This window comes from Pseudomonas sp. S04 (assembly GCF_009834545.1).
Classification (GTDB): Bacteria; Pseudomonadota; Gammaproteobacteria; order Pseudomonadales; family Pseudomonadaceae; genus Aquipseudomonas.
In genome coordinates, this window is the sequence record NZ_CP019427.1 from 427,225 (window position 1) to 443,142 (window position 15,918).

At 57.0% G+C, this 15,918-nt stretch carries 13 protein-coding genes and 1 pseudogene; 8 read left to right on the forward strand and 6 right to left on the reverse strand.

The features are described from left to right. Positions 1-320: 320 nt before the first annotated feature. From gltB to PspS04_RS01850, 4 genes are all read left to right on the forward strand, one after another. Positions 321-4,766: a glutamate synthase large subunit gene (gene gltB / locus PspS04_RS01835; protein ID WP_095167237.1), complete on the forward strand. Its 4,446-nt coding sequence runs from the start codon at positions 321-323 to the stop codon at positions 4,764-4,766. Positions 4,767-4,798: 32 nt separating this feature from the next. After that, on the forward strand, positions 4,799-6,217 hold the full coding sequence (locus PspS04_RS01840; RefSeq protein WP_095167235.1) for an FAD-dependent oxidoreductase: 1,419 nt from the start codon (positions 4,799-4,801) through the stop codon (positions 6,215-6,217). 187 nt (positions 6,218-6,404) lie between these two features. After that, positions 6,405-7,472 (forward strand): uroporphyrinogen decarboxylase, encoded by a 1,068-nt coding sequence (gene hemE / locus PspS04_RS01845; protein WP_095167233.1) that lies wholly within the window; start codon positions 6,405-6,407, stop codon positions 7,470-7,472. 118 nt (positions 7,473-7,590) lie between these two features. After that, on the forward strand, positions 7,591-7,938 hold the full coding sequence (locus PspS04_RS01850; RefSeq protein WP_159993280.1) for a YgiW/YdeI family stress tolerance OB fold protein: 348 nt from the start codon (positions 7,591-7,593) through the stop codon (positions 7,936-7,938). Positions 7,939-7,982: 44 nt separating this feature from the next. Here the strand turns inward: PspS04_RS01850 and PspS04_RS01855 are convergent, their stop codons facing one another. After that, the gene (locus PspS04_RS01855; RefSeq protein WP_095167229.1) at positions 7,983-9,260 is read right to left on the reverse strand and encodes an MFS transporter; all 1,278 of its coding nucleotides are present in this window, start codon (positions 9,258-9,260) and stop codon (positions 7,983-7,985) included. 119 nt (positions 9,261-9,379) lie between these two features. Between PspS04_RS01855 and PspS04_RS01860 the strand changes: the two genes are divergently transcribed. Then, the gene (locus tag PspS04_RS01860; RefSeq protein ID WP_095167227.1) at positions 9,380-10,276 is read left to right on the forward strand and encodes a LysR family transcriptional regulator; all 897 of its coding nucleotides are present in this window, start codon (positions 9,380-9,382) and stop codon (positions 10,274-10,276) included. A gap of 110 nt (positions 10,277-10,386) precedes the next feature. On the opposite strand, the gene PspS04_RS01865 is transcribed toward PspS04_RS01860, so the two are convergent. Both PspS04_RS01865 and PspS04_RS01870 read right to left on the reverse strand, forming a co-directional pair. Then, positions 10,387-10,641 carry a hypothetical protein gene (locus tag PspS04_RS01865; protein ID WP_159993282.1) on the reverse strand — a complete coding sequence of 85 codons (255 nt, stop codon included), beginning with the start codon at positions 10,639-10,641 and terminating at the stop codon, positions 10,387-10,389. Positions 10,642-10,671: 30 nt separating this feature from the next. Next, on the reverse strand, positions 10,672-11,061 hold the full coding sequence (locus PspS04_RS01870) for a DUF6124 family protein (protein ID WP_159993284.1): 390 nt from the start codon (positions 11,059-11,061) through the stop codon (positions 10,672-10,674). 466 nt (positions 11,062-11,527) lie between these two features. Here PspS04_RS01870 and PspS04_RS01875 point away from each other — a divergent pair, with 466 nt between their 5' ends. Further along, positions 11,528-12,124 carry a helix-turn-helix transcriptional regulator gene (locus PspS04_RS01875; protein WP_159993286.1) on the forward strand — a complete coding sequence of 199 codons (597 nt, stop codon included), beginning with the start codon at positions 11,528-11,530 and terminating at the stop codon, positions 12,122-12,124. After that, positions 12,117-12,989 (forward strand): queuosine precursor transporter, encoded by an 873-nt coding sequence (locus tag PspS04_RS01880; RefSeq protein ID WP_159993288.1) that lies wholly within the window; start codon positions 12,117-12,119, stop codon positions 12,987-12,989. The genes PspS04_RS01875 and PspS04_RS01880 overlap by 8 nt, the downstream gene beginning before the upstream one ends. A gap of 40 nt (positions 12,990-13,029) precedes the next feature. Here the strand turns inward: PspS04_RS01880 and PspS04_RS01885 are convergent. From PspS04_RS01885 to tnpB, 3 genes and pseudogenes are all read right to left on the reverse strand, one after another. Continuing rightward, positions 13,030-13,230: pseudogene (locus PspS04_RS01885) on the reverse strand (7-cyano-7-deazaguanine synthase); the annotation flags it as partial. Positions 13,231-13,266: 36 nt separating this feature from the next. Then, positions 13,267-14,787 carry an IS66 family transposase gene (gene tnpC / locus PspS04_RS01890; protein WP_159993292.1) on the reverse strand — a complete coding sequence of 507 codons (1,521 nt, stop codon included), beginning with the start codon at positions 14,785-14,787 and terminating at the stop codon, positions 13,267-13,269. Between the two features lie 18 nt (positions 14,788-14,805). Continuing rightward, complete coding sequence (tnpB, locus tag PspS04_RS01895; RefSeq protein WP_237234957.1) at positions 14,806-15,165, reverse strand: IS66 family insertion sequence element accessory protein TnpB; 360 nt, start codon at positions 15,163-15,165, stop codon at positions 14,806-14,808. 61 nt (positions 15,166-15,226) lie between these two features. Here tnpB and PspS04_RS01900 point away from each other — a divergent pair, with 61 nt between their 5' ends. Further along, complete coding sequence (locus tag PspS04_RS01900) at positions 15,227-15,730, forward strand: DUF4225 domain-containing protein (protein WP_159993294.1); 504 nt, start codon at positions 15,227-15,229, stop codon at positions 15,728-15,730. The last annotated feature ends 188 nt before the right edge of the window (positions 15,731-15,918 follow it).

Here is a 15,918-nt window from a genome sequence, read left to right on the forward strand (position 1 = left end):
CTCCCGGCACCTCAAAATTTCTGCAAGGCATGCTGCCCTCAGGCCGCGTGCATTGTGGTGTCTGCGTCACAGTAGTCTTTGAGTCGTTGCGGTCAGAATTAAAAAAAGTTTTGACTAGCACAGTAGATCGCTTTAAACCTTTCATAAATGCGACATAGATTTGCGACATTTCGTCGTCAAATTTGTGAGCCTCTGTGTCGGTGTGTACAATGACCTCCCTTTTGCCCCCGCAAAGCTGGCGTACGTTCGGCGCGGAAGGTAAGTGGTTGAATTGAAAAGAAATTTGTCTCGATAAGAGGCAGCCTGGTGAGAAAGTGTCTATGAAAGCAGGTCTGTACCAACCAGATGAATTCAAGGATAACTGCGGTTTCGGCCTGATAGCCCATATGCAGGGCGAACCCAGTCATACCCTTTTGCAAACGGCCATCGAGGCCCTGACCTGCATGACCCACCGCGGTGGGATCAACGCCGACGGCAAGACCGGTGACGGTTGCGGTCTGCTTATTCAGAAACCGGATGTGTTCCTGCGGGCAATCGCCCAGGAAACCTTCGGCGTAGCATTGCCCAAGCAATATGCAGTGGGCATGGTGTTCTTCAATCAGGACCCGGTTAAAGCCGAGGCCGCGCGCGAGAACATGAACCGCGAGATCCTCGCCGAAGGCCTGCAGTTGGTCGGCTGGCGCAAAGTGCCGATCGATACCAGCGTCCTTGGCCGCCTGGCCCTGGAGCGTCTGCCGCAGATCGAACAGGTGTTCATCGCCGGCGATGGCCTGAGCGATCAGGACATGGCAATCAAGCTGTTCAGCTCCCGTCGTCGTTCGTCCGTGGCCAACGCCGCCGACACCGACCACTACATCTGCAGCTTTTCCCACAAGACCATCATTTACAAAGGCCTGATGATGCCGGCGGACCTCACCGCCTTCTATCCGGACCTGAGTGACCAGCGCCTGCAAACCGCGATCTGCGTGTTCCACCAGCGCTTCTCCACCAACACCCTGCCGAAATGGCCGTTGGCCCAACCGTTCCGCTTCCTGGCGCACAACGGCGAGATCAACACCATCACCGGCAACCGCAACTGGGCCGTGGCCCGTCGCACCAAGTTCAGCAACGACCTGATGGACCTGGAAGAGCTCGGCCCGCTGGTCAACCGCGTGGGTTCGGACTCCTCGAGCATGGACAACATGCTGGAGCTGATGGTCACCGGTGGCATCGACCTGTTCCGTGGCGTGCGGATGATCATTCCGCCAGCGTGGCAGAACGTCGAGACCATGGACCCGGACCTGCGTGCGTTCTACGAGTACAACTCGATGCACATGGAGCCGTGGGACGGTCCGGCTGGCGTGGTCATGACCGACGGTCGCTACGCGGTGTGCCTGCTTGACCGTAACGGTCTGCGTCCGGCGCGCTGGGTCACTACCAAGAACGGCTTCATCACCCTGGCCTCGGAAATCGGCGTCTGGAACTACCAGCCGCAAGATGTGATCGCCAAGGGCCGCGTGGGTCCGGGCCAGATCTTTGCCGTGGACACCGAGACCGGGCAGATCCTCGACACCGACGCCATCGACAACCGCTTGAAGTCCCGTCATCCGTACAAGCAATGGCTGCGCAAGAATGCCCTGCGCATCCAGGCGACCATGGAAGACAACGACCACGGTTCGGCTTTCTACGACGTCGACCAGCTCAAGCAGTACATGAAGATGTACCAGGTGACGTTCGAAGAGCGTGACCAGGTACTGCGTCCACTGGGTGAGCAGGGCTACGAAGCTGTTGGTTCGATGGGCGACGATACGCCGATGGCCGTGCTGTCCCAGCGCGTGCGCACGCCGTACGACTATTTCCGCCAGCAGTTCGCCCAGGTTACCAACCCGCCGATCGACCCGCTGCGTGAAGCCATCGTCATGTCGCTGGAGATCTGCCTCGGTGCCGAGCGCAACATCTTCCAGGAGTCGCCGGAACACGCTTCACGCGTGATCCTCAGCTCGCCGGTGATTTCCCCGGCCAAGTGGCGCTCGCTGATGAACCTCGATCGCCCGGGCTTCGAACGCCAGATCATCGACCTCAACTACGACGAGAGCCTTGGCCTCGAAGCCGCAGTGCGCAATGTCGCTGACCAGGCTGAAGAAGCCGTGCGCGCCGGTCGCACCCAGATCGTGCTGAGCGACCGTCATATTGCCCCGGGCAAGTTGCCGATCCACGCTTCGCTGGCTACCGGCGCGGTGCACCACCGCCTGACCGAAAAAGGCCTGCGCTGCGACTCCAACATCCTGGTCGAGACCGCCACTGCGCGCGATCCGCACCACTTCGCGGTACTGATCGGGTTCGGCGCTTCGGCGGTCTATCCGTTCCTGGCCTATGAAGTGCTGGGCGACCTGATCCGCACCGGCGAAGTGCTGGGCGACCTCTATGAGGTGTTCAAAAACTACCGCAAAGGCATCACCAAGGGCCTGCTGAAGATCCTGTCGAAGATGGGCATCTCCACCATTGCGTCCTACCGTGGTGCGCAGTTGTTCGAAGCCATCGGCCTGTCCCAGGAAGTCTGCGACTTGAGCTTTCGTGGCGTACCGAGCCGGATCAAGGGCGCGCGTTTCGTCGACATCGAAGCCGAGCAGAAGGCCCTGGCTGCCGAAGCCTGGAGCCCGCGCAAGCCGATCCAGCAGGGCGGCCTGCTGAAGTTCGTCCACGGTGGCGAATATCACGCCTACAACCCGGACGTGGTCAACACCCTGCAAGCCGCTGTGCAGCAGGGTGACTACGCCAAGTTCAAGGAATACACGGCGCTGGTGGATAACCGCCCGGTGTCGATGATCCGCGACCTGTTCAAGGTCAAGACCCTCGAGACGCCGCTGGACATCAGCGAGATCGAACCGCTGGAATCGGTGCTCAAACGCTTCGACTCCGCCGGTATCTCGCTCGGCGCGCTGTCGCCGGAAGCCCACGAAGCCCTGGCCGAAGCCATGAACCGCCTGGGTGCGCGTTCCAACTCCGGCGAAGGCGGCGAAGACCCGGCACGCTACGGCACCATCAAGAGCTCGAAAATCAAGCAAGTCGCCACTGGCCGTTTTGGTGTGACCCCGGAATACCTGGTCAACGCCGAAGTGCTGCAGATCAAGGTGGCCCAGGGCGCCAAGCCAGGCGAAGGCGGGCAACTGCCGGGCGGCAAGGTCAACGGCCTGATCGCCAAGCTGCGTTACGCAGTGCCAGGCGTGACCCTGATCTCGCCTCCGCCGCACCACGACATCTACTCGATCGAAGATTTGTCGCAGCTGATTTTCGACCTCAAGCAAGTCAACCCCAAGGCCCTGGTCTCGGTGAAACTGGTGGCAGAAGCTGGCGTCGGCACCATTGCCGCCGGTGTGGCCAAGGCCTATGCCGACCTGATCACCATCTCCGGCTACGACGGCGGCACCGGTGCTTCGCCGCTGACCTCGATCAAGTACGCCGGCGCTCCATGGGAACTGGGACTGGCGGAAACCCACCAGACCCTGCGCGGCAACGACCTGCGCGGCAAGGTTCGGGTGCAGACCGACGGTGGCCTGAAAACCGGCCTCGACGTGATCAAGGCGGCCATCCTCGGCGCTGAAAGCTTCGGTTTCGGCACCGCGCCAATGATTGCCCTGGGCTGCAAATACCTGCGCATCTGCCACCTGAACAACTGCGCCACCGGCGTGGCGACCCAGAACGAGAAGCTGCGCAAGGATCACTACATCGGTACCGTCGACATGGTGGTGAACTTCTTCACCTACGTCGCCGAAGAAACCCGTGAGTGGCTGGCCAAGCTGGGCGTGCGCTCCCTCGAAGAGCTGATCGGGCGGACCGACCTGCTGGACATCCTCGAAGGCCAGACCGCCAAGCAGCAACACCTGGACCTGACACCGTTGCTGGGCAGCGATCACATCCCGGCAGACAAACCACAGTTCTGCCAGGTCGAGCGCAACCCTCCGTTCGACAAGGGCCTGCTGGCCGAGAAAATGGTCGACCTGGCCACCTCGGCCATCAACGACCTGAGCGGCGCCGAATTTAACCTGGACATCTGCAACTGCGACCGTTCGATCGGTGCGCGGATCTCCGGTGAAATCGCGCGTAAGCACGGTAACCAGGGCATGGCCAATGCGCCGATCACCTTCCGCTTCAAAGGTACTGCCGGGCAGAGCTTTGGCGTATGGAACGCCGGCGGCCTGAACATGTACCTGGAAGGCGATGCCAACGACTACGTGGGCAAGGGCATGACCGGCGGCAAGCTGGTTATCGTTCCGCCCAAGGGCAGCCTCTACAGGACGCAGGACAGCGCCATTATCGGCAACACCTGCCTGTACGGCGCCACGGGCGGCAAGCTGTTTGCCGCCGGTACCGCGGGCGAGCGTTTTGCGGTGCGTAACTCCGGTGCCCACACCGTGGTCGAAGGCACTGGCGATCACTGCTGCGAATACATGACCGGTGGTTTTGTCTGCGTCCTGGGCAAGACCGGTTACAACTTCGGCTCAGGCATGACCGGTGGTTTCGCCTATGTGCTCGACCAGGACAACACCTTCGTTGACCGGGTCAACCATGAACTGGTGGAAATCCAGCGGATCAGCGGCGAGGCGATGGAAGCCTACCGTAGCCATTTGCAGCGCGTGCTGAACGAGTACGTCGAGGAAACCGACAGCGAGTGGGGTCGTGAGCTCGCCGAGAACCTCGATGATTACCTGCGCCGTTTCTGGTTGGTCAAGCCTAAGGCTGCCAGCTTGAAAACGTTGCTTTCCAGCACTCGTGCCAACCCGCAGTGATATGCGCCTGAAGAGTTTGATGAGGTTTTAACATGGCTGAACGTCTGAATAATGACTTCCAGTTCATCGAGGTCGGGCGCAAGGATCCGAAGAAGAAACTGTTGCGTCAACGCAAGAAAGAGTTCGTGGAAATCTACGAACCCTTCAAACCCCAGCAGTCGGCCGACCAGGCCCACCGCTGCCTGGGTTGCGGTAACCCGTATTGCGAATGGAAGTGCCCGGTGCACAACTTCATTCCCAACTGGCTCAAGCTGGTGGCCGAGGGCAACATCCTCGCCGCCGCCGAACTGTCGCACCAGACCAACACCTTGCCGGAAGTCTGCGGCCGGGTGTGCCCGCAAGACCGTCTGTGCGAGGGTGCCTGCACCCTTAATGACGGCTTCGGCGCGGTCACCATCGGCTCGGTGGAGAAGTACATCACCGACACCGCGTTCGCCATGGGCTGGCGCCCGGACATGTCCAAGGTCAAGCCGACCGGCAAACGTGTCGCGGTGATCGGTGCGGGCCCGGCGGGCCTGGGTTGTGCCGACGTGCTGGTGCGCGGCGGGGTGACCCCGGTGGTGTTCGACAAGAACCCGGAAATCGGCGGTCTGCTGACCTTCGGCATCCCCGAGTTCAAGCTGGAAAAGACCGTACTGAGCAATCGCCGCGAAGTCTTCACCGGCATGGGCATCGAGTTCCGCCTCAACACCGAGGTGGGCAAGGACGTGACCATCGAGCAGTTGCTCGAAGAATACGATGCGGTGTTCATGGGCATGGGCACCTACACCTACATGAAGGGCGGCTTTGCTGGTGAGGACCTGCCGGGCGTCTACGACGCACTGGACTTCCTGATCGCCAACGTCAACCGTAACCTGGGCTTTGAAAAGTCGCCGGAAGATTTCGTCGACATGAAAGGCAAGAAGGTCGTGGTTCTCGGCGGCGGTGATACGGCGATGGACTGCAACCGCACCTCGATTCGCCAGGGCGCCAAGTCGGTGACCTGTGCCTATCGTCGTGATGAGGCGAACATGCCAGGCTCGCGCAAAGAGGTGAAGAACGCCAAGGAAGAAGGGGTGAAATTCCTCTACAACCGCCAGCCGATCGCCATTGTCGGCGAAGACCGGGTCGAAGGCGTGAAGGTAGTCGAGACCCGTCTCGGTGAGCCGGACGCCCGTGGCCGCCGCAGCCCCGAGCCGATTCCGGGCTCCGAAGAGATCATCCCGGCCGACGCCGTGGTCATCGCCTTTGGTTTCCGTCCAAGCCCGGCCAGTTGGTTCGAGCAGTTCGACATCCAGACCGACAGCCAGGGCCGCGTCGTGGCCCCGGAGCAAGGCAAGTTCAAGCACCAGACCAGCAACCCGAAAATCTTCGCCGGTGGCGACATGGTGCGCGGTTCCGACCTGGTAGTGACGGCGATCTTCGAAGGCCGCAATGCCGCCGAAGGGATCCTGGATTACCTGGGCGTGTAAACCCCGTTCGAAACTGCAACGCAATACCTGTGGGAGCTGGCAAGCCAGCTCCCACAGTGTTTTGTGGTGCTGCAAAAACTGCATTTCATTGCGACAAATTGACCCGATAGACAAAAGGCTGACCTGCAACCGTGCCTTTTGCGTCCGGCTCTGAGAAAATGCCCGCACTTTTTTTCCGGATGCCGACATGACTGCCCTGAAGAACGACCGTTTCCTTCGTGCCCTGCTCAAGCAACCCGTAGACGTCACGCCCGTGTGGATGATGCGTCAGGCCGGTCGCTACCTGCCTGAATACCGTGCCAGCCGCGCCAAGGCCGGCGACTTCATGAGCCTGTGCATGAACCCGGAGTTCGCGTGCGAAGTCACCATGCAGCCGCTCGATCGCTATCCGCAGCTGGATGCGGCGATCCTGTTCTCCGACATCCTGACCATCCCCGATGCCATGGGCCAAGGCCTGTACTTCGAAACCGGCGAAGGTCCGCGCTTCAAGAAAGTCGTCAGCACCCTGGCCGACATCGAAGCCCTGCCGATTCCTGATCCGCACAAAGACCTCGGCTACGTGATGGACGCAGTCAGCACCATCCGCCGCGAGCTCAACGGCCGCGTGCCGCTGATCGGCTTTGCCGGCAGCCCCTGGACCCTGGCCACCTACATGGTTGAAGGCGGCTCGTCGAAAGACTACCGCAAGACCAAAACCATGCTCTATGACAACCCGCAAGCCCTGCACCTGCTGCTGGACAAGCTCGCGCAGACGGTCACCAGCTACCTCAACGGGCAGATCATGGCCGGCGCACAAGCAGTGCAGATCTTCGACAGCTGGGGTGGCGCCCTGTCGGCGGCGGCGTACCAGGAGTTCTCCCTGGCCTACATGCGCAAGATCGTCAACGGCCTGATCCGTGAGCACGAAGGCCGTAAAGTGCCAGTGATCCTGTTCACCAAGAGCGGCGGCCTGTGGCTGGAAAGCATCGCCGACACTGGCGCTGATGCATTGGGCCTGGACTGGACCTGCGATATCGGCAGCGCCCGTGACCGCGTCGGCAGCAAGGTAGCCCTGCAAGGCAACATGGACCCGACCGTGCTGTACGCCAAGCCAGAAGCAATCCGCAGCGAAGTCGGGCGAATCCTCGCCAGCTACGGCAAAGGCAGCGGCCACGTGTTCAACCTCGGCCACGGCATCACCCCGGAAGTCGATCCGGAACACGCCGGTGCCTTCCTGCGCGCGGTGCACGAGTTGTCGGCGCAGTATCACGAGTGATCATGACCCGATAAAAAACGCCCGGCGCTTGCCGGGCATTTTTTTGCGCGCAGATTAAGTTTCAATTCAGCGAGCCTGTTTACGCTGGGTCCATCGAAATCCAGATGGAATCATCGCCATGAAAGCACGCTACCTCGTTCTGCTCGTTGCCCCCCTGTTCAGCACCGCGGTCCTGGCTGCCGGTTACACCGGGCCGGGTGCCGAGCCCATCACCACGGTGGCCGCGGCCAACGAAGCGGCTGACGACACGCCAGTCGTCCTGCAGGGTTTTGTGGTGAAGAAGCTGAACAACGACGACAAATACGAGTTCAAGGATTCCAGCGGTACGGTCACCGTTGAGATCGATGATGAGGATCTACCTGCGGTCGCCTTCAACGACAAAACCCGGGTCAAGCTGACCGGTGAAGTGGAAAAGGGCTTGCTCAAGCGTGAGATCGATGTCGATCGGGTGGAAATCCTCAATTAAGACCGAGTTTTTCCCCAAGGGCCGGCATGCGGCCCTTTTTTGCGTCAGGGCTTGGCGCTCTCCGCCAGGGTCGGCAACTTCGCCAGCTTCAACGCGACCAGCAGCGCAATCACCAGCAGCGTGCCGATGAACAACCCGATCCCGTTCCAGCCGCCCTGGTGCCAGAACACGCCGCCCACCGTACCGGCGATGCTTCCCCCGGCGTAGTAGCTGAACAGGTACAGCGACGATGCCTGGCCCTTGGCCTTGGTGGCGCGGCGGCCGATCCAGCTGCTGGCCACCGAGTGTGCGCCGAAGAAGCCGAAGGTGAAGATCAGCATGCCGACGATCACCAGTGGCAACGGGCTGAGCATGGTCACGGCCAACCCGCCAAGCATCAGCACGATGGTGCCCCAGAGCACCTTGCGCCGACCCAGGCGATCGGCCAGGGAGCCGATCTTCGCCGAACTGTAGATGCCCGACAGGTACACCACCGACAGCAGCCCGACCAAGGCCTGGTCCATGTGGTACGGCGCGGCCAGCAGGCGATAGCCGATGTAGTTGAACAGCGTGACGAAGGCGCCCATCAGCACAAAGGCTTCGAGGAACAGCAGCGGCAGGCCGGCGTCGCGAAAATGCATGGTGAAGCCATCGAGCAAGCTGCGTGGGTGCAGCGAGCGCGCGCGGAAGTTGCGCGATTCGGGGAGGATCTTCCAGAACACCGCCGCGGCGATCAGCGCCAGCCCGCCAATCACCAGCATCGCCGTGTGCCAGCTGACGAAGTCGATCAGCACCCCGACTATCAGTCGGCCGCACATGCCGCCAATGGCGTTGCCGCCGATGTACAGGCCCATTGCCAGGCCGATGTGCTGTGGATGGATCTCTTCACTGAGGTAGGTCATCGCCACCGCCGCCAGGCCGCTCAGGGCCAGGCCGGTCAGCGCGCGCATCAGCAGGATGCCCTCCCAGGTCGGCATCAGGGCGCTGCCCAGGGTGCACAGCGCGGCGGCGAACAACGCTGCGACCATCACCGGTTTGCGGCCGATGCGGTCGGACAGGGGGCCGGTGATCAACAGGCCGATGGCGAGCATGCCGGTGGACACCGAGAGAATCAGGCTGCTCTGCGCGGCATTGATCGAGAACTCATGGGAAAACAGCGGCATCATCGGCTGCACGCAGTACAGCAAGGCAAAGGTGGCGAAGCCGCCGCTGAACAGCGCGAGCACCGTGCGCAGGAACATCGGCGTACCTTTTTCGATGTACACCTCATGCAGTTGGGCGACCCCGGGGGCCTGTGCGGCAGGCGGAAGATCATGGGCGAGTGGCGCAACAGCAGTTTTCACGGGGGACCTCGGGAGTGCACGGCCGGGCAGGCAATGAAAAAAGCATATAGCTGGCTAATGTTTCTATCCAATATATTGTTCGACCTGTTTAAGAGGTTTTACGACCTAATGGAGTTTTCATGGAATTGCGCCATCTGCGCTACTTCATCGCCGTCGCCGAAGAACTGCATTTCGGCCGCGCGGCACAGGTGTTGGGCATCTCCCAACCGCCACTGAGCCAGCAGATCCAGGTGCTGGAACAAGAGGTCGGGGCGCGTCTGTTCGAGCGTACCAATCGTCGGGTCGAACTCAGCGAAGCTGGCCGGCTATTCCTCGAAGAGGCGCGGCTGGTACTGGCCCAGGTCGACAAAGCCGCCGATGTGGCGCGCCGCGCTCAACTCGGCGAGCTGGGGGAGTTGAAGATCGGCTTCACCTCATCGGCGCCGTTCAACTCAACCATCCCCCAAGCCATCTTTGCCTTTCGCCAGCGCTTCCCGGCCGTGCACCTGAACCTGCGGGAAATGAGCAGCACCCAGGTCGCCGATGCACTGGTGGACGAGTCGATCCAGGTCGGCATCATGCGGCCGTTGCCGCTGCCGGACTCGCTGGAGGTGGTCGAGCTGACCCGCGAGCCGCTGGTGGCGGTACTCAGTGCCAAGGACCCGTTATCGGTGGGCAGTGAGGAGGGCCTGTTTCTGTCGGCGCTGGCCCATGAACCGTTCGTGTTCTTTCCGCGCAGCTACGGCAGCGGCCTCTACGCGCAACTGCTGAGCCTGGCACGCGACGCCGGCTTCAGCCCGCACTTTGCCCAGGAAGCCGGCGAGGCCATGACCATCATCGGCCTGGTAGCGGCGGGGCTGGGAGTCTCGGTACTGCCGGCGTCCTACCAGCGGATGCGCATCGACGGCGTGGTCTACCGACCGCTACTCGATCCCCTGGCCATGTCGGCGGTATGGCTGGTACAGCGCAAGGACCAGAAGTCACCGATGGCCAAGGCGTTTGTCGAGCTACTGACGCGCAAGGTCGATGAGGCTTAGGCGGCGATATCGCAGGGAGCGGCAATCTCACATCAGCTCGCGGAAGCCGAAGTCGGCGCCGCGAAAGTTGAGGCAGTGGGCGATCTCCGTGAGCCCGCCCTTGTTCTGTACTAAGCCGAAACCTGCAACTGTAATCGTCGCCCGATGACATCCAACAAATCACATCCATCGCGCAATGAAGTCACTAGTACTCGCGCCAGTTCACTGTAAACGCCCTCGCTAGACGCGAAACCTTCCAACAGCTGAGTTGCAGTACGGATGCGGTAGGCGGCTATTTCGTGCAAAACGTCTAGTGGTGCTTCAGTGTCGATCAGCAGCGATGCAATGGTGCACTCGATGCCGGTGACAGGCATATATCGATCCATGACAAAACCTCCATTGGGTAAAGAAGCCGATCACTTGTAACTGGAATTTTTAGGCACAGCCTCAGGTATTCCATCGGACCGTTCCAAGTTGTCCAGAACCCGATTTACCAGTAACTCACCCAACACGGCCAGTTGATTTATGGCCAACGCTACATTGCGGCGCGAGCCTTCCAGTTCGTAGGCCAGGTCGCTGCTCATGGCATCCAGGGAGGCGAGGGTTTCACTGGCGTGACAGAGCAGAGATTCGGTGTCGACATTGGGGATGATGGTGAAAACATGGCTGACAGGGTCAATGCGGCCAGGGTGGCGCAGGTGCGCGCTGACGGTGCGCCCGCTGAACTCGCAGATCTTTGACAGATCGACCGTATCGACAGAGGTGGCTCTTGGTGATGTCGATACATGGGGGGTGTTTGTTTTCATACCGGAGCTCCTTGCAAGGCTTATGAAAGCATTAGTCCCATGCTGGCAAACAGGATGGGTTAGTGGCTTCTAGATCTGATGTGCAAGAAGTAATACCAGAAAATTCAATTAAATTAATCAATTAAATTAACATCTGTGTAATTGAATGATTCAAATCTGGCTGTTAGTACGGCTATGTCGGTAGGCGCGGCTTTTCATCAGCTTGTTTGCGCTGAGCGTGCGTGTATCGACGTCTCCTATTTAGGTAGGAAGATTCCTTTTTGGTGTGTAGTTATAATTCGTTGAGTAAGGTGCTGTTGGAAAGTGGAAGTTGGGAGCATCATTTGACGACAGGGCGATGTGTTTGTAATAGTGGTTTTTGATCAGGGGGCTGAGAGGTGGGCGTGGTCTCACACAGAATAGTCTTCGGTGTCATTTGGAAAGGCCGTGCGGCTTGTTGAAACAATAAGTAATTGGTGGCTATTTGATGTATAAGAAAGAAAAAACCGAAAACTTAAAGAATAATATTAAATATCTCATAAAGAGTCGTGGAGAAACTCGGCTGTCTTTGTGCAATTCCAGCGGTTTAACCAGGACAACCATCTACAATATTCTGGAGGGGCGGGTAGTCAATGTACAACAGTCGACTATTCGCAAAATATCAGATTTTTTTGGGGTGTCTTACAAGGAGTTAGAAACTGTTGACTTTGAGGAAAAAGAAATAATAGAAAGCAGTGTGTCGTTGCGTGGGAATATGAATCCCGCGGCAGTGCCAATAATAAAAGAAAGCTTGCTGATTAAAAGTTTTGATAAAAGAATCGGTGAGTTGATCATCTCTCATCCGTTGACATATTACTTTGGAGTGGCAAGTAATCTAATTGGTGTGCTTCTGGAGAGTGATATGGGAGGGGCAAACGAATCAGGAGATCTATTGATAGTGAAGAAAGGCGTGTCGAGTAGCAATGGCGAAAAACTAGTATACGACATAAGAACAGAGAGAATATCTGTCGTCAGAGGGTCAGATTTTGACTCGGATATTTTTTGTATTATAGGAGATATAGTAGAGGAGAGGTTTAATGGTTAGTGATTCGGAAGGTGGAAAGTACAAACTTTTGGGGTTTGAGAGCAGTAAAGGGCTTGCTGTGATTATGGTCCTTTCTACGGGGAAAATTTTTAAGATAGAATTGGGTAATTTGTTGAAAAGTGATGTGTTGGATGATTTGAATAAGCGTGAAATAAAAGATGTTTATCGGAAATTTTATTCTGGAGGGACAGTATTGACGGCCTATGAAATAAGTGATCGCCATGAGCGGTCGTGGATGACTTATGTTGCGCTCAATCTAGCGCTGTTTGCGCTTTATATCTTTACTAATGTCGCCTCGGCAAAGCTTGTGTATTTAGAATATTTTGATGTCGTTGTTACTCCTGGTGTTTTCCTTTACCCTTTGACGTTTTTAATAGTTGATCTGTTGAATGAGTCTTATGGGCTTCGGCTGGCAAGGAGGGCGATATTGTTTGCTTTTGCAAGTAATGCCTTTATTCTTTTTCTGCTTGCTGCCACTAGCTATCTCCCAGGACTAGCTGGTTGGAAGCTTGATGTGCCCTATGGTGAAGTTATTGGTCATGTCTCGTCTGCATTAGTAGCGTCATCTGTTTCTTTCCTTTTTTCTGAATATGTAAATTCCTATCTGCTGTGTAAGATAAAGGAACTTACAAATTCCAGGTTTTTGTTTTTGCGTGTGTTTTTCAGTACTTTTTTTGCAGTGATAATAGATAGCTTCATTTTTTGCTTTATCGCATTTTACGGCTCTATGGATAATGGAGATATCCTAAAGATAATTTATATACAGATAGCTATCAAAATGTGTTTTGCTGTTTTTAATGTATTGCCTGCCTATGGAGCAAGGTCATTGTTTAAAAGGTATGTCGCAGGTAGTCAGGTTGCATAAAGAAGGGAGAGGGTATTCCACTCCCGTAGTTCTTTTTTATCTATTGTAATTTTATTTTCAGACTGTTTTTGGTGTCCGTAGAGTTTTCCAAGAAAACCCTCAGTCCTGCTGCGCGTAGATTGCAGGCGTCGCAGTTGGCGCATCCACTCCCCTTGAGTCCGTTGTAGCAAGTCAGTGTGTGATGGCGAATCAAGTCCAACTGATTGTAATGATCGGCCAGTGCCCAGGTTTCGTAAGCGTTCCATGAACCCCACCTATTCAAAAATAGGCGGCGCGCTTAGCGGTGCGATGCGAACGAGCAGTTCCAAGGCAGTAAGGCTTCGTAATCTTCAACCGAGGTTGCCTGTGGCAGGCGTTCAAGTGCGTGGCGCAGCCACGCATAGGGCTCTTGGCCGTTGGCTTTAGTCGTCTCGACCAGGCTGTAAAGTTGAGCGCTGGCCGTCGCGCCTTTGGGCGTGTCGCTGAACAGCCAATTCTTGCGTCCGATAACGAAGGGCCGGATCGCACGCTCGGCCGCATTGTTGTCGATCGGCAAGTAACCGGCTTCGGTGTAGCGCACCAACTTGATCCAGTTGCTGGCCAGGTAGCTGATGGCTTTGCCCAGTGCATTTTGCGCCGTCACTTGTGGCTGGGTTTTCTCCAGCCATGTGTGCAACTGGGCCAACACCAGCAGGCTGTTTTGCTGTCGGCTTTCATGGCGATGTTCATCGCCGACTTCTTTTAAATCTCGCTCGATACCGTACAGCTTGTTGATCAGATTCAGGGCGATATCCGCACGCCCGGTTTTGCCCTTAGGCTGCACCTTTTGCGCCTCGACAAACTTGCGTCGCGCATGTGCCCAACAGCCTAAACGTTCGACACCGGATTGCGCACCCAAGGCGTTATAACCGGCGTAATCGTCGGTCATCAGGTAACCGCGATAACCTTCGAGCAGGCGCGACGGAACCTCCTGCGCCCGACTGGTCGAGTAGTCAAAAAGGATCACCGGCTGATTCGGCGGCCCGCCGGTTTGCACCCACATCCAGGATTGGCTGGCGGGGTCTCGATCAGGCTCTTTCATCACTTGGACACGCGTTTCATCGCAGTGGATCACACGACTTTCCAGCAGCCGATCCCGCATCAAATTGATCAAGGGCTGCAGGTGTTCGCCGCACTGGATAACCCAGCGCGCCAAGGTCTGGCGTGGAATATCGACGCCGTGGCGACCGAGGACTTTTTCGAAGCGATGCAGCGGCAAACCGTCGACGTATTTGGTCGTCAGCAACATCGCCAACACACTGGGGCTGGCCATGCTCTTTTCGATCAGTTGCGCAGGCTTGTCTGCGGTAACCGGTGCGGTTTCGCAATCGCGGCAACCGTAGACCTTGCGCACATGTTTGATCACGCGGATTTGCATCGGCACGATCTCCAGCTGCTCGCTGATTTCCTCGCCAATGGCGTGCTTGCGGCAACCGCAGGCGCAGGTCAGCTCGTGCTCGGGCAGTTCGTGAATGACTTCGATACGCGGAAGATCGGCGGGCAGAGGCTTGCGTTTGCCCCGTCGCTTGGTCGGCGCTACGACCTCTTCTTCAACCGCTTCGTCGACGCTTTCAGCTTCGTTGAACAAGGCCATTTGCGGGGTCGCAGGATCGGCTGTTTGCTCTGACTTGCGCCCGAAAAGGCGCTGACGCAACAGCGCGTTTTCTTCTTCGAGATGAACGATTTTGCCCTTATCCGACTCGCGCTCACTCAGCATTTGCTCAAGCAGTCGCTTGAGCAAAACAGGGTCGTCAGGAAGGTCTTTGGACATGGAAATCATGCCCTGGATTATACCGAATCAAGCGACGAATCGAGGCGTCAAAACTTGATGCGGACGGTTGCGCCACAAATCAAAACCGTCCAGTAACCAGTTGAGTTCTTGAACCGTCAGTACGATGGCTTCATCCGAACAATCCGGCGATGTTTTGAAGCGCTCGGATTCCAGCCGCTTTAGCCAAAGGCAAAAGCCGTTGCGCTCCCAATACAAAATCTTCACTCGGTTGCGAGGCTTGTTGAGGAACACGAAAAGCACCGGGTCAAACACCGCGACCTTGATGTCCAGTTCGACCAGAGCGGCGAGGCCGTCGATGGATTTTCGGAAGTCGACGGGCTTGGGATAGAGATAGACTTTATCGACTTTTGCGTCGGGACGCATCATGAGGTGCTGGCTCCGGAAAGGAATCGGGAGCACAGCATCGGGGATCAGGTGATGACTTTGAATGTGGGGTTTATGGTGCGCTTACCTTTTTTATGCTCAAAACGGAGTTGGGGTTGTTGCAGGTGCCATGCAGGTTGAAGTAGGAGTTGCCATTACGGGGGCTTCATATGGATTGGCAGCACCGCTCGGTGCATTTTTCGTCGCGCATGGAGTTAATAATATTTACGAAGGAGGGATGAATATTTATAACGGTCCTGCCGCCCAAACAGTACGGGGGCCTACTAGGCGCGCCTATGCATCATTTATGGGGGATGATTATAAGGGGGATGTAGCATATGGAACCATCGACTTGATTTTGTCTGCTGGCGGTATGATGCGACCAGTACGCAAGGTGGATTCTGTACAGCTTTTCAGGCGAGATCCACTGAATTACGAGTCGGCCTACCAGCAATCTGGTAAGTTGGCTTTGTTTTTTGAGGCGCTAGTTGATTCAATTACAATTAATTCTTTGGTTTCAAAGGACGGGTCGGAAATGGAAAGCAAATGGCGTGAGGAGCGACGGTGACTACCAAATCTTACGAAGTCTTGGAATATAAAAGCGCAAACTCGCGGTAACAATGATAGTGAACACAATGCCATTGACAATCCAATAAGTAGTGCCATTTAAGGGAAATATTTTTGTTATTCCCCACACAATAATCATTGTGTATCCCATGGAGCAGCCGATAACAACCAAGCCCAAACTTGCTAAGT

What these genes read in the sequence shown, in the direction of transcription:
- PspS04_RS01850 (WP_159993280.1), top strand. Translation starts at nt 7,591, where the DNA reads ATGAAAGCACGCTACCTCGTTCTGCTCGTTGCCCCCCTGTTCAGCACC.
- hemE (WP_095167233.1), top strand. Translation starts at nt 6,405, where the DNA reads ATGACTGCCCTGAAGAACGACCGTTTCCTTCGTGCCCTGCTCAAGCAA.
- PspS04_RS01870 (WP_159993284.1), bottom strand. Translation starts at nt 11,061, where the DNA reads ATGAAAACAAACACCCCCCATGTATCGACATCACCAAGAGCCACCTCT.
- PspS04_RS01865 (WP_159993282.1), bottom strand. Translation starts at nt 10,641, where the DNA reads ATGGATCGATATATGCCTGTCACCGGCATCGAGTGCACCATTGCATCG.
- tnpB (WP_237234957.1), bottom strand. Translation starts at nt 15,165, where the DNA reads ATGATGCGTCCCGACGCAAAAGTCGATAAAGTCTATCTCTATCCCAAG.
- PspS04_RS01900 (WP_159993294.1), top strand. Translation starts at nt 15,227, where the DNA reads ATGTGGGGTTTATGGTGCGCTTACCTTTTTTATGCTCAAAACGGAGTT.
- gltB (WP_095167237.1), top strand. Translation starts at nt 321, where the DNA reads ATGAAAGCAGGTCTGTACCAACCAGATGAATTCAAGGATAACTGCGGT.
- PspS04_RS01880 (WP_159993288.1), top strand. Translation starts at nt 12,117, where the DNA reads ATGGTTAGTGATTCGGAAGGTGGAAAGTACAAACTTTTGGGGTTTGAG.
- PspS04_RS01840 (WP_095167235.1), top strand. Translation starts at nt 4,799, where the DNA reads ATGGCTGAACGTCTGAATAATGACTTCCAGTTCATCGAGGTCGGGCGC.
- PspS04_RS01875 (WP_159993286.1), top strand. Translation starts at nt 11,528, where the DNA reads ATGTATAAGAAAGAAAAAACCGAAAACTTAAAGAATAATATTAAATAT.
- tnpC (WP_159993292.1), bottom strand. Translation starts at nt 14,787, where the DNA reads ATGATTTCCATGTCCAAAGACCTTCCTGACGACCCTGTTTTGCTCAAG.
- PspS04_RS01860 (WP_095167227.1), top strand. Translation starts at nt 9,380, where the DNA reads ATGGAATTGCGCCATCTGCGCTACTTCATCGCCGTCGCCGAAGAACTG.